At 68.4% G+C, this 13,080-nt stretch carries 10 protein-coding genes; all 10 read right to left on the reverse strand.

The features are described from left to right. Nucleotides 1-25: 25 nt before the first annotated feature. Nucleotides 26-2,857, reverse strand: coding sequence for a hypothetical protein (locus tag ACQP2T_RS12935; RefSeq protein ID WP_433516383.1), 2,832 nt, complete (start codon nt 2,855-2,857; stop codon nt 26-28). Between the two features lie 8 nt (nt 2,858-2,865). Then, nucleotides 2,866-4,182 carry a lipopolysaccharide biosynthesis protein gene (locus ACQP2T_RS12940; RefSeq protein WP_433516384.1) on the reverse strand — a complete coding sequence of 439 codons (1,317 nt, stop codon included), beginning with the start codon at nt 4,180-4,182 and terminating at the stop codon, nt 2,866-2,868. Continuing rightward, nucleotides 4,175-4,978, reverse strand: coding sequence for a polysaccharide deacetylase family protein (locus tag ACQP2T_RS12945; RefSeq protein ID WP_357644162.1), 804 nt, complete (start codon nt 4,976-4,978; stop codon nt 4,175-4,177). Before ACQP2T_RS12945 ends, ACQP2T_RS12940 begins: the two co-directional genes overlap by 8 nt. Continuing rightward, nucleotides 4,978-5,916: a glycosyltransferase family 2 protein gene (locus tag ACQP2T_RS12950; protein ID WP_433516385.1), complete on the reverse strand. Its 939-nt coding sequence runs from the start codon at nt 5,914-5,916 to the stop codon at nt 4,978-4,980. Before ACQP2T_RS12950 ends, ACQP2T_RS12945 begins: the two co-directional genes overlap by 1 nt. An 11-nt stretch (nt 5,917-5,927) precedes the next feature. After that, nucleotides 5,928-6,761, reverse strand: a complete 834-nt coding sequence (locus tag ACQP2T_RS12955) for a glycosyltransferase family 2 protein (RefSeq protein WP_433516386.1) — start codon at nt 6,759-6,761, stop codon at nt 5,928-5,930. Between the two features lie 151 nt (nt 6,762-6,912). After that, nucleotides 6,913-8,043, reverse strand: a complete 1,131-nt coding sequence (locus tag ACQP2T_RS12960) for a GNAT family N-acetyltransferase (protein ID WP_433516387.1) — start codon at nt 8,041-8,043, stop codon at nt 6,913-6,915. Beyond that, a complete protein-coding gene (locus tag ACQP2T_RS12965; RefSeq protein WP_433516388.1) occupies nt 8,040-8,408 on the reverse strand; it encodes a hypothetical protein in 369 nt (122 codons plus the stop codon). Before ACQP2T_RS12965 ends, ACQP2T_RS12960 begins: the two co-directional genes overlap by 4 nt. A gap of 360 nt (nt 8,409-8,768) precedes the next feature. Further along, nucleotides 8,769-10,352: a sigma-70 family RNA polymerase sigma factor gene (locus tag ACQP2T_RS12970; RefSeq protein ID WP_433516389.1), complete on the reverse strand. Its 1,584-nt coding sequence runs from the start codon at nt 10,350-10,352 to the stop codon at nt 8,769-8,771. A 177-nt stretch (nt 10,353-10,529) separates the two neighbouring features. Beyond that, complete coding sequence (locus ACQP2T_RS12975) at nt 10,530-12,305, reverse strand: substrate-binding domain-containing protein (RefSeq protein ID WP_433516390.1); 1,776 nt, start codon at nt 12,303-12,305, stop codon at nt 10,530-10,532. A gap of 134 nt (nt 12,306-12,439) precedes the next feature. Then, on the reverse strand, nt 12,440-13,075 hold the full coding sequence (locus ACQP2T_RS12980) for a cation transporter (protein ID WP_433516391.1): 636 nt from the start codon (nt 13,073-13,075) through the stop codon (nt 12,440-12,442). Nucleotides 13,076-13,080 lie beyond the last annotated feature (5 nt).

Here is a 13,080-nt window from a genome sequence, read left to right on the forward strand (position 1 = left end):
CAAAACCTGAGGGTTTCCTGTGAATCTAGGTATTTGATGCGATATAGATAAATCGCTCGATGATCACACCCACCGCCACGGCGAATGCCGGGATGGCCACCCACAGCAACCGCCGGCGCGCCTTGACCGCCCGGTTCGGCCCATTGAGCCGGATCACCTCGTAGCCGAACAGAGTTACCCAGGTCAGGGCCAGTGCCGCGAGGCCGACCGGCGTCCAGGGCGAGGTGGGGTCGCCGCGTCCTACGTACGGGAGGGGTTCCGGGATCTCGGTGCCCTTGACGAACTTCTTCCAGGTGTACAGAGCGGCGTCTTTGTTGGCGTAGACCTTCTTGACATCCGGCGAGGCGTCCAGCGCGGCCCTGAACCTGGCACCCCAGTCTGCCGGGAAGCCCTCATTGAGCTGCAGGTAGGCGATCTGACCGGTGCTGACGGCGAGATAGGTGTTGCGCGGGCTCGCCTTGAGCGTCGCGACCGCCTTGGCGATGTTCGTCGGATCCTGGTAGACGAGCGCCTGGCCGTTGAAGTTGACCAGTTCGATGTCCTTCTCGCCCCACGGCAGCGTCGGCGTGACCTCGGGGCCCTCCTTGGCCGTCAGGTAGAGGACCTTGGCGCTCGGCTTGTCGTGCGCGTAGATGTAGTGCATCGCGGCGACCTCGCCGGTCGTCACCCGCTCGAACTTCTCGTTGCCATAGCGGGCGATCAGGAACGCCCCCGCGAACACCACCGCGAAGCAGGCCGCGAGCACGACCGACAGCTTCCTGGTCAGCTCGGGGTTGAAGCGGACATTCCGCTTGCGCATGGGCACGGTCTCTTCGCGCACGTCCGCGCTGTCGGCGGGCAGGTTCGGGAAGAACGCGTACGCGGCCAGCAGGCAGGCGCCGGGCAGTGCGAACATGTAGATGCGCAGCCCGATCTCACCGCCGTAGCTCTGCAGCCCCAGCGCCAGCACCGGCACACAGAGCAGGATCAGCGCCGCCCGGTCGACCACCCCGCGCCGCAGCCGCCTGAACAGGCCGGTCGCCGCCAGGGCGAGGATCACGACCAGGATGCCCAGCCGCGCCTGCAGCACCAGCGCGTGCGCCGGGTCGCTGCCCGCGATGCGGTCGCCGGTGTTGCGCTGCAGGTTCGTCAGGATCCGGCCCAGGCCGCCGAAGATCGCGTCGATCTGGCCCGCCCAGAAGCCCACGGTCTCGTAGCTGATCCAGGCCAGTACGGCCAGGCCGAGGAAGAACGGCAGCGCCCAGGTCAGCTTGGTCCGCTTGAAGATGAGGAAGGCCGTCACCACACCGAGCATCATGAACGGCGTGATCTGGTGCGAGGCCGTCGCCGCGAAGAACAGCGCGAGCAGCATCAGCAGCATCAGCAGCCGGTCGGCCCGGAACGTACCGGTGTTGGCGATCTCGCCCGGCGTCATCGCGTCGAGGCGGCCGAGCAGCTTGCGCAGCCCCTTCGGCGGGATCGGCTTGGTGCGCGGCTCCACCCGCCCGAACCAGCGCAACAGGATCGCGACAAAGGCCAGATAGAGCGCGAAGGTAAAGCCCTGCGGCGAGAAGTAGTCCTGCCCGATCCACTGCACCAGCACGAACAGCAGCGCCGCGTACCAGCGCGCCCGCGTGGTGGCCACCACCTGGCGCAGGATCAGCACGAACGGCAGCAGGTAGAGCAGGTTCGTCAGCAGCGGCGTCCACTGCAGGATCGTGGTCATGTCGCTGATGCCGGCGGCCTTCGTCACGAAGGCGAACAGCGCGAAGTAGCCCGGCCAGCCCATGCGGGCGTCGATGCTGATCGCGGTCTCGCCGGTCCGGCCGATGAAGTCGACGAAGCCCGCGTGGATGTACGCCGTGGGGAACCTGGGCTCGCTGGCCACCAGCGAACCGGCGCCGTGCAGGGCGAAGGTGATGACGGCGATCTGGAACAGCAGGAGGAACTTACGGTCCGTGCTCTGGGCGACGGTGACGAAGAACGACACCAGCATGATCAGGATCGCGGCGAACGCGCTGGCCGGGAGGGCGGCGATCAGGCCGAGGCCGTTGATGTCGGCCGGGTTCACGCCGCGCAGCGGGCCCGGGGCCACGCGCAGGGCGAGGACGTACATGATCAGGCCCTCGACCGTGAGCAGCGCGGGGAGCCACATGGGCGCGCTACGCCCCAACCGCCGCAGCCGCTCGCCCAGGCCCTTCGCCTTGGCGGGGGCTGGTTCGGTAGCGGCGGGCGCCTTGGCCGGGGTTTTGGCGGGGGTCTCGGTGGGGGCTGTGGCGGGAGTATTGGTGGGGGCTGTGGAGGGGGGCTCGACGGGCGCTTTCGCGGGAGCCGGGGGAGCCTCCACGGCCAGGCTCGCGACCGGGGTGGCCGCCACCTTGGTCGGCACGGTCCCCGTGGCATCGTCATCCGTGGCGGACACCGCCTCGTCCGCGCCCGGACCCTTGGCGCCCTTCGGCTCCTTCGCGGCCTTGGGCGCCTGCGGGCCCTCAGCCTCCTTCGGCTCCTTCGCGGCCTTGTGCTCCTGAGGGCCTTCGGGCCGCTGCGGATCCTTCGACTCCGTGGGCTCCTTCGAGCCCTCGGGGGCTTTTGGCGGCGAGCCGATGTGGAGGGTGGCGGGCAGGCGGATGGCGGGCAGGGTGCCTGTATCCGCCTCGTCGTCACCATCGTCGTCAGCGTCGGCGACGTCCGCGGCGGTGTCCGGCGCGGGGCCGGTCGGGCCCTTCGGGATGGACAGCCGGGGGATGACGCCCGTGGCGTCCGGATCGAAGGGCACGCCCGTTTCCCCCTCTGCCTCGGTGCCGTCCGTGGAGTCGCCCACGTGCTCGGAGGAGCCCGTGATCCCCGTTGTCATGCCATCGCCGTCGCGTTGCCTCACGTTGACCATCATGCGGCCCCGGACGACCCCTGAGTGACGGGAGTCCGCCGTGTATCGCCAAGAATGAGTATTTTGCGAAGAGATTTGAAGATCAAAAGTGCCATCAAAGTCTCGCTGAGCAACAAGCCGTACCCAACGGCGTTGACTCCGGCGAACGGGAACAGCGCCAGGATCGACACGAGAACGAGCACCGCGAGCCCGATCTGCACGAAGGCCAGCTGCCGCGCGTCACTCCGCGCCCGCAGCACGCTCAGATAGACCTCGATCAGCACTCGCGGCAGCACGGCCAGCGCCATGAGCCGCAGCAACGTCGTACCCACCGCCGCGAAGCCGTCCCCGAAAACGCTCAGGATGAGCGGCGCGCCCGTGAGCACCACGACGATGATCGGTACGATGATCATGAAGGCTCGCTGCAGCGCCCGGCGGCAGTTCTCGGCCAGTTGCGACCGGTCGAAGGAACCCTCGACGGTCAGCGACACGGCCATGTTCATGGCCAGCAGTTCGATCATGCTGGCCAGCGTGTGCGCCATCGAGAAGCGGCCGAACGTGGCCTCGTCCACCCGGGTCGCGACGACGGTGGGCACGAGGTAGACGATGGCCAGGATCGACAGCGTGCCGGGGAAGTCGCCAGCCAGGAACCGGCCGATCTCGCGCAGCCGCGGCGGATCCTGGACGGTCTCGGTCCGCTTCATGTGCCGGGGCACGATGACGCCGAAGATCAGCCAGTTGACCGGGATCAGCGCGAGCGCCGTCGGCACCATCCAGGAGGTGAAGATGCCGCCGTCGGGCAGCGCGCCGGCCATCGCGACCAGCAACCCCATCTTGGCCAGGCCGAAGACCAGGTTGTTGAGCGGCACCCAGGTGGCGTTGCGCAGTCCGGTCAGCACCACGTCCTGCAACGTGAACACCGACCAGACCAGCACCGAGCCGAGGAAGAACAGGCCGGGCCCGAACGCGCCGAGCACCGAGTAGGTGCGTCCCCACAGGGGCAGGGTCAGCAGGAAGCCGAGTGCCGCCACGCCGCCGGTCGCCGCCGCCAGGCCGTACCCTCGCAGGATGAGCTCGGGGATGCGGCGGCCCGCCAGCGGAAGGAAGCGGGAGAGCGCGCCCACCAGGCCCAGCGCGGTCAGCGACGCGAACAACCGCATCGCGGTGATCATCGCCTGGCCCCGGCCGAACTCCTCTGGCGTGTAGAAGTGGGCGGCCAGCAGCCAGTAGCCCATGCCGAGCGTCGCGGTGATCGCCGTGTTGGCCATCAGCGCGTAGCCGTTGCGGAACAGGGGGTTACGAAGGTCGCGCAGCACCCTCCCCCAGAGGCTAGACATTTCCACGCACCCGCTGCAGGCCGTACTTCGTGCGCCTGACGATCGCGTAGCCCTTGGTGAGGACCCGCTCCTTCAGGTAGATCAGGGGCACACCGGTGCCCTCGACGGCGCGCTTGAACATGCTGATGGAGGTGTGCCGCGCCACGGTCAGCCGGGGGATGGCCAGCATGTCGTGACGGTCGGCGGCGATCGAGTTGTTGACCGCGCAGGCGGCGAAGTAGCCGGCCTTACGCACCTCGCGCCGCACGCGGGCGCTGGAGTAGCCGTAGGGGTAGGCCATGGTGGCGACCGGCGCGCCGATCTTCTCCTCCAGCAGGCCCTTGTTCTTGCGCAGCTCCTGGCGCAGCTCGTCGATGTGGAGCTGGTCGAGCTGCGGGTGGCTGTGGCTGTGGCCGCCGATCTCCATGCCGGCCTGGGCGGTCTCGCGGGCCTGACCCCAGGTGAGCATGTCGTCGAGCGGTCTGCCGGCGGCGTCGTCGCCGGCGTCCGCCACCCAGCCGCTGGTCAGGAAGACCGTGGCCGGGAACTTGTAGCGGTCGAGCAGCGGCAGCGCGCGGCTGTGGAAGTCGGCGTAGCCGTCGTCGAAGGTCAGGACGATGGGTTTGTCCGGCATGCACCTGCCGTTGTTCTTGTTCAGAGAGGCCACCAGATCGCCCAGCGTGAGCGGGGTGAACCCGCTCTCCGACAGGTAGGCGAGCTGCTCGTCCAGGTCCGACGGCCGTACCGAGTGAGGGAGTGTCTCCTCGTTCGGGTCGTCGGCGACAGAGTGGTACATCAATATCGGTACGCGGATCATCAGCGCACTGCCTTCAGTCGTGCCGAGCCGATCAGGTAACCCCAGGTCGTCCAGGCCAGTCCGACCACGATCGCGGCGGCCCGGCCGAGCCCGCCGACGTCGCCCCGGAACGCCTCGCCGACGCCCCGCAGCGCGCCGAGCGGCAGCGTCTTCAGCGCGTGCGCCCGCTCGCTGGCCAGCCCGTCCTGGGTGCCCACCTCCTGTGTGACCAGGGCCTTGGACAGTCCCTCCGCGTAGCACCTGGATCTGAAGTAGGCGAACCGCTCGCGCTGCACCGACACCTTGTGCCCGATCAGCGCGCGCGGCTCGAACAGCATGACCGAGCCGGGCTTGCGCTGGCTCAGCCTGATGCAGAACTCGGTCTCCTCGCAGCCCAGCGGCCGGCTCTTGCGGCCCTGAACGCTGCGCCCGATGCCGCTGTGGAAGCCGCCCACCTCGGAGACGACCTCGCGCAGGAAGGCGGCGTTGCCGCCCATCACGTTGCGGATCGGCGCTCTTACCGCGGGCATGCCGCGGTAAGAGCAGCCGACCGTCCAGTCGAACTCGTAGGGGAACCAGCGCGGCCTGCGCTGGGACGCCCACAACGGCTCGGTGCGACCGCCCACGCCGACGACACCCGGTTCCTGGAAGCCCTCCTCCAAAGCCTCCAGCCAGCCGGGGTCGGCGACGGCGTCGTCGTCGAGGTACGCGACGATGTCACCGGTGGCCGTGGCCACGCCGGTGTTCTTGCCGCCGGACAGCCCCTTCTCGTGCGTGTTCTCCACCACAATGGCCTGTGGGTAAGCACGCTTGAGTTTCAGGTGCAGGTCCGGGTTGTAGTCGACGACCAGGATCAGCTCGTACGGTCGTCGCCGCTGATTCTCGACCGACTCGACGGCTTGCCTGATGTCCTCCCACCGCTCGTCGGTGTATACGCAGATGACAACAGACGTCTTCACAACGGACCTTCTTACGCGACACCCCGGTCCGCGGCCGGAGCAGTGGCGGGCTTGGGCTGCGGAGGGGCGGGCTGGCGGCGCCACTCTCGCAGGATGGTCTTCAGCACACGCATGCCGTCACGCACGACGCGCAGGTTGCTCTCGCCGTGGATCCGGTTGCGCTCGTGGCTCGGCACCTCGTGCACCTTCAGTCCGGCCTTGGCGGCGCGGACGTTCAGCAGCGTCTCCACCTCGAAACCGTCGCAATCGAGGTCGAGCACCTCGAGGTGGCGGGCCCAGAAGGCGTTGTAGCCGTAGCACAAGTCGGTGTACTGGGTGCCGTACATCACATTGACGATGCCGGTGAGGACCTTGTTGCCCAACCGGCGGCCGACGGTCAGGTCGTCGCTGCCGCCACCGGCGGCGTAGCGCGAGCCCTTGACGAAGTCGGCGCCGGTCACCAGCGCACCGACGAACGTGATGATCTCGTGGCCGTCGGTGGAGCCGTCGGCGTCGATCATCACGATGATGTCGCCGCTGGCGGCGGCGAAGCCGGCGGCCAAGGCGTCACCCTTGCCCTTGCCGGTCTGGGTGACCACCTTCAGGTTGGGCCGCAGGCGTCTGGCCACCGCCACGGTGTCGTCGACGGAGTTGCCGTCGACCAGGATGATCTCGTCGATCCACTGGGGCAACGTGGCGAAGACATGAGGCAGGTTGTCCGCCTCGTTCATGGCCGGGACCACGACGCTCACCGTGGGAGAGATGGCCAGGTGAGGCGTGACCGGGGTGAAACGCTCAATAGGTGGCATCGATCGCAGCGGCGCGATCTGCACTTTGCCGTTGTGCTTGGTGATGTCGGGACTCATGGTGAGGGAATTCCTTCCGAGACCCAGCACACTGGCCGGACGCAGCCACTCCCGGGTGCAGGAGGAATGGCGGTGCTGCGAACGGTGCATGAAGGGTCCACTGGGAGCGAGGGTTGCGCGGGGATTGCTAGGGCTGTACGGGGTGGGAGCGCTAGCGCGCTCCCGTTGGTTCCTTGACGACTGCGTTGGATGACTCCTGGTGCTGCAAAGTGCTGCGCACCCGACCGAAACCCTTCAGGACTCTGTCGGCTGCCCTATATAGAGACGGCCGGTCCATGACAATAGTTCTGGCTTTGTTGAAAGGAGTTCTGCCCATCCAGTGCACCGCCGCCGACGCGGAGGGTCTGGAGACCCGGCCCTCTGCGACGTACAGCACCCCACTCTTGAGCCAGTCCTTGTATTCCTTGCCGCCCTTGCCCATGTCCACCATGTGCAACCCGGCCGCCGCGGCGGCCTCTGCCATTTGCAGATGGTGCACGATGCCCGGTGAGTACCGGGCGAACTCGGTGTCGTAAGCGGGGAACCACCCGACGAGCGTGGTGGCCGTGCGCAGTCCAAAATGGCCGGCGACTGGCACGTCTCCCGCGTACAGCATGGTAAGGACACCCGAGAAGTCAGCCGACTTCTCGGCGAACATCAGGTCGATCAGCTCGACGATCCAGGGCTGGGCGAACCGGTCGACCCGGCCCGTCCGTCTGTACTGGTCGGACTTCCACGCGAGCAGGGTGCGCAGCACCTCCGGATCGGCCGAAGCCCATTCGAAGCGCAGCCCACCGTGCTCCCTGCCGAACTTGCGCTCCTTGTAGCGCACGGTCTTCAGGTTCTTGGGGGAGTTGGTCTTCACCTGCTGGAGCCAGGCGTCGAAGCCCTGGGTGAAGTCCATGACCGGCGCCGGGCGCACGTCGCTCTCATAAGGCGCGAACGTGGGCTGCCCCGCGACCAGGTGGTCGAAGTCGAAGACGCTGAGCTTGCAGGCCCTCAGCAGCGCGCGAGCCTCTAACTTCAGGTCCGGCTCGGAGATCAGGCCATGGCAGGTGGTGAGGAAGCCGCCGAGCGGCTTGCCGATGCCGAAGCTGTGGCGCTCGTACGGGAAGAAGCCGGCGATGCCGGTCTCGTCCTGGATGACCGCGACCCGGATCCGATCCCGCAGGCGGTCCATCGCCAAGGCGAATTCGACGGAGAGGAATGGATTGTCCAGGCTCGGGTCCGCCTTCTGGAGCGCGCGCCACCTGGCCCGCTCGGACTCTCCGAGGTCTCCGGGGCGAACGACTGTGATGTTCACCTTGCCTTGGCCCCCTGTTCGGTCTGCATGTTCTTCCCCCGGTACAACACGCGAAGCACGTACATGAAGCCTCCGAGCACGGCGACCGTTGCCACACCGGCCCGAGGCGACCATGCGTTGAACTGCAGCATGGCTTGGGCGAGAAGCACGTTAAGCACGAGACTTGCCGCAGCTCCTACTGATAGTGCGGCAAGTGGGTCACGATCACGCAACAGTCCTACGACTGCGGCTCCTGGCACCACCAGAAGGAAAAGAGAGATGAGGAGCGGGCGCAGCGGTGTCTGGATGTCGAACAGCGCGATCACCGCTCCCGCGATGCAGGCGAGCGCGAGGATCCACGTCAGCGCTCTGCGGTGCTTGAGCATCTACTTGTCTTCTCTCCTGGGGCCTAGCTGGGTAAAGGCGCGATTGATCGCATTTCATGGGACCAATGCACCCGTGGACACGTCAATGCCGACGCTTGGCGACGCGCTCTGGGTTACCGGTAGGCAGATATTCTTCGTGTGTTTTTGAACACACGGTCATGCTCCGGCCTCCGTTGCGGTCCCCAAACCACAAGGATGCCCTACTTGCGGCAAGATCTTCGAGCTATGGTCCGTTTTATCCCCACTTGTCACGTAAGTGTACTCCGGGCTCAGCGGTCACTGGCGTGGGGGAGGCCCATTTGACGGCCGGGAGTCAGAATTTCCCTGCCTTATCAGGCGGAATGTCATCCCGAGTAACCATCAGGAGTCGTGGGGCGGGTCCACCTGGACGTTGTCCACGGACGAGCTCTGTGTCGGCCCGCTGGGTGTCTCGCTCGGCTCGGGACCGCTCGTCGGCTGGTCCGTGGGCGGCTCCGGGGTCTGCTCGGTGCCGCCGTGCCACGACAGCGAGCATGTGGCGCCGCCGCCGTTGGAGCTGAAGGACACCGAGCCGCTGCCACCGGTGCCGGGGTCGTCGACCGTGACCCAGATCGCCATCGAGCCGCCCGCCTTGATCGACCCGCTGGCGGGATACACCTGCAGCCCCGCGGACGCGGTCGCGCGCCAGGCGACGGTGGCGTTGCGCGCGGTCAGCCCGATCCTCGCGGCGCCCTCGACCCCATCCGGGCAGGAGGTGGCGAACCGGGCGCCGCGCACGGTCTGCCGGCGGGTGGCCGTCGGGGCGGCCGCGGGCTTGGTGGTCGTGGCGGGTCTCGTACTCGGCACGCCGCCGCGAGACGCCGTGGGGGACGGGTCAGGCGTGGGCGTGCTGTCGTCCTCGGACTCAGACTCGGGCTCCGGCGTGGTGCCGGTCAGGTCGTCAAGAGAGGCGTCGTCAGGAGAGGGGGAGGCCGAGGGGGCGGGGGCCACGCGCAGCGCGGTCTTGGCGGGGTCGCCGCTGTTCATCGCGACCATGGCGCCGGTCGCCGCGAGCACCGCCGCGCCGGCCAGCAGCACGGGCCCGAGGCGGCGCGGCCTGCGGCGGCGCGAGCGCCGCTCGACCGCCACCGGAAATCCCGTGCGGTCGAAGCTGTCGCCCCGGTCGGTGATCAGCGTCCGGGTCTGGTCCCGCTCCGGGTTGACGCAGGTGTCGACCACCCTGCGGCGCAGCGAGATGGGGGGATAGGCCACCGGCACCATGTCGAGCAGCCGGGTGGCCGCCACCTGCCGGTGCCGTCCCTCCGTACACACCTCGCACCCTGAGATGTGTCCCGACAACCGCCGCCGCAGCAACGAGGTGAGCGGCCCTTCCCACGAGTCCAGCATTGCCGACAGGTCGGGACAGTGCGCGCGTCCGATCCTGGCCAGGATCACGGCGGCGGCGGCGTTCTCCAGATGATCACGCGCCCGGCCGAGCCGGGCGGCGGCCTGGCGAGAGGTCAGCCCGAGCACCGCGCCGACCTCCGCCGGGGTGAGCCCGTGACGCAGCGACAGCTCCAGGACCTCGCGCTCGTTCCCGCTCAGCTCCCCGAGCGCCTCGTGCACCAGCGCGGCGAGTTCGGGGTCCTCCGGCTCGTCGAAGACCGGCAACGGCACGCTGCCGGTCTTGGCCGAGCCGCTCCTGTGGGCCAGCCGGGCGACGGCCTGGAACCTGGTCAGCGCGTACAGCCAGGCTCTCAGCCGGCCGGTCTCCTTCAGTCGCGAGACGCACCCGTGCGCGGTGACGAGCGCGTCATGTACGGAATCGGCCGCGGCGTCGCGCTCCCCGGTAAGAGAGCACGCGTAGTCGTGCAACCGCTCGGCATAAGCGTCATAGAGCTTGGCCGCGCCTTCGACGGCACCCATCCGAAGCGCGTCGACCACCTGCTGATCGTCACCGCGGTCAACAGCCGGCCATCCAGACACGTTTCCTCCCCCGCTGAACGAGGGCGGAAGCCCTCACGGCGGGTAGGACGCCTCCCCGCGCGAGCGGGGTTACCACAGCGTGTCAGTCCATGCCCAACTGGCATGAGCTGGGAAAACAGCGTCAGATGTGACTAACGGGGCCAGCCATCACTAACGGGGTCAGACGCCTTTTGGGGATCAGCCATCGCAGCGCGGCGCGCAGAGGCGGCGCTGCATGCCCTGGAGGAAGAAGTCGCGCACCTGCAGCACGTTCTTGGCGATGTAGGCCTCGCCGCCGGTCGCCTGCGCGAGCGCGTCCATCTGCTGCTTGCCCTTGGGAGCGTCCGGGCCGAAGGCGATGAGGAGGATGCTGACCGGGCGCTTGGGGTTATACGTCTTCTTGAGATAGTTCAGGATCTGCTTGTTGCTGAGCCCGCCGTCCGGATCGTCGTTGCCGGCGCCGTCGGTGAGGATCACGATCGTGTTGATCTTGTCTTCCTGGTACGACTTCGTCATTTCCGCGTACGCGGCCTTGAGCGTGTCGTTCAGCCCCGTGTCGCCCGTGGCCTTGGCCTGGGCGGTCCCCAACTGCTTGCCCAAGGCGTCCTTGCGGAGCACGCCGTTGACGCTCTCGCTGAGCGGCCCGACCGAGACCACCTCGCGCCAGTCCTTGCCCTGTCCGTCGAGGTGGGTGGAGAACGCCCACACCCCGATCTCCGCGTCGGCGGGGAACAGCCCGAGCCCCTCGACGGCGATCTTGCCGATGGCCTGCATGCGGGTCATCTTCGTGCCGGGGACGGGCAGCGCCATCGTCCCCGAGACGTCGAGCAGGGTGAGCAGGCGGGTGCCGAGGTTCAGCCGGGACCAGGTCTGCGCCATGCTCACCACGGTCTTGTCGTCCGGGGCGGGCAGCGGTGTGGGCGGGGCCGGGGTGAAGCCCTTGTCCTTGGACAGGGCGTCGCCGGCCTTGCCGTCGGGCGTACGGAAGCCCTGCTCGCGCAGCGTCCGGTGGGCCGACTCGGTGCCGAGCTCCTGCTTGAACGCCGCGGCGGCCTTCTGCGCCGCCGCGTCCTTGGTGACGATCACGAGCGGGTAGTCGAGGCTGAGCGTGCCTTCGGCCGGGTAGAGCGGCACCACCGGGGTGTCAGGCTTTTTCGTGTTGTGGAGGTAGATGGTCTGCTCGGACGTGACGCCGATCGGGACCTTGCTCCCGGACTTCACGGTCAGGCTGGCCAGCAGCGCGGTCGGGTCGGCGACGAGCTGGCCCGACAGCTCCTTGAGCGCGCCCACCAGCGCCTTGCTCTGACCGGCCTGCTGGGCCGAGCCGGCGGCGGCCAGCAGCGCGGCCATCCCGGCCGAGTTCTTCTGCGGGTCGAGGGCAAGTACGCGGACCTTCTTGCCGGGTCCGTCCGGATTGGCGACGTTGGCCGCCGCGATGACGCCCGCCCAGCTCGGCTGGAGGCTGCTGGCCAGCTTGGCCGCCGCGGCCTTGGCGGCCACCAGCACGACTGGCGAGGTGGCGACCGAGCCGCTGGACTCCGGCAGGGCGGCGCCCGCGGCCTGGCCGCGGAGCCTGGAGACGACGAGGCTGGAGTCGGCCACCCACAGATCGGCGTTGACCTTGCCGGCGGCCAGCGCGTTCGCGGTCCGTGCCGCGGCCTCCTTGGCCACCGTCACCTCGACGCAACGGCTGTCGATCGAGTGCATGGCCTTGTTGTAGTTACCGGCGATCTTGTTGAGCGCGGGCTGGATGTCCGGGCTCGCGACGACGCGCAGTGGCAGTTTGCCGTTCGAGCAGTCGTGGTCGCGGTTGAAGATGACGAACGCCGCGACGCCCAGCAGCACAGCGAGTGCGACCGCCCCGGCGAGCGGGACGAACACCTTGCCGCGGCCACCACCGTTCCCACGCTTTCGGGGAGTCGGTTCCTGAGCTTGGTAGCCGCCGTCGAGCTCGTCTGTGCGGTGTCGCCCCACGATGTCCTCTTCGGTGTGTCGGGACCTTTCGGAGACCCTAGCGGGAGATGCTCCGCAATACTTCCGGAACGATACTCGGTGCGCTTACTGTGGCAAAACAGCCCGTTTGGTGCGACGATTACCTGGTGTGACGGTCAATGGCAGCATGAGTGACCGCGCCAGGCCCGAGTTCCCTCCCTCGTGGCGACCGCTGCCAGAGCCACCGCCATCACCGGATCGACCCACCACCAGCCGAGCGTGTTCAGCCACAATCCCGTCAGGACGCCCGCGGCCATCGCGGCGCAGATGAGGTTCTGGGTGCCTTCCCCCGAAGTCGCGGGGGACCCGAGCCGCCGGCCGAGCCGCCGCTTGGCCAACCCCAGCACCGGCATACTGGCCAGGCTGACCGCGGTCACCACGATGCCGAGCACGGTCGGCACGGCCCGGTGGCCGGCGTCGAGATCGTGGGCGACGTGGACGACCAGATAGGGAGCCAGCAGCCAGAAGCTCACCGCGACCGCCCGCCCCGCCCGGCGCTCCGCGCTCGGCGACAGCGTGCGCGAGCCGGTGAACCGCCACACGACGATCAGGCTCGCCGCCGCCTCCACGAGAGCCGACAGCCCCCAGCCGATCAGCGCCACCGAATGCGCCTCCAGGCCTGCGGCCAGGCCGAGCGTGCTCTCCACCCCCAGCCACACGAGGGTGAGCACCGAAAGGGAGCGAGCCACGCGCGCGGCGCGCAGCCAGGCGGCTGACGCGGCCGGATGAGCGTGAACCCGCTGTTCAGGCACCTTGA

Origin of the sequence: Nonomuraea sp. CA-143628 (genome assembly GCF_050942315.1) — a bacterium.
In the GTDB taxonomy this organism is placed as follows: Bacteria; Actinomycetota; Actinomycetes; order Streptosporangiales; family Streptosporangiaceae; genus Nonomuraea.

What these genes read in the sequence shown, in the direction of transcription:
- ACQP2T_RS12940 (WP_433516384.1), bottom strand. Translation starts at nt 4,182, where the DNA reads ATGTCTAGCCTCTGGGGGAGGGTGCTGCGCGACCTTCGTAACCCCCTG.
- ACQP2T_RS12945 (WP_357644162.1), bottom strand. Translation starts at nt 4,978, where the DNA reads ATGATCCGCGTACCGATATTGATGTACCACTCTGTCGCCGACGACCCG.
- ACQP2T_RS12955 (WP_433516386.1), bottom strand. Translation starts at nt 6,761, where the DNA reads ATGAGTCCCGACATCACCAAGCACAACGGCAAAGTGCAGATCGCGCCG.
- ACQP2T_RS12965 (WP_433516388.1), bottom strand. Translation starts at nt 8,408, where the DNA reads ATGCTCAAGCACCGCAGAGCGCTGACGTGGATCCTCGCGCTCGCCTGC.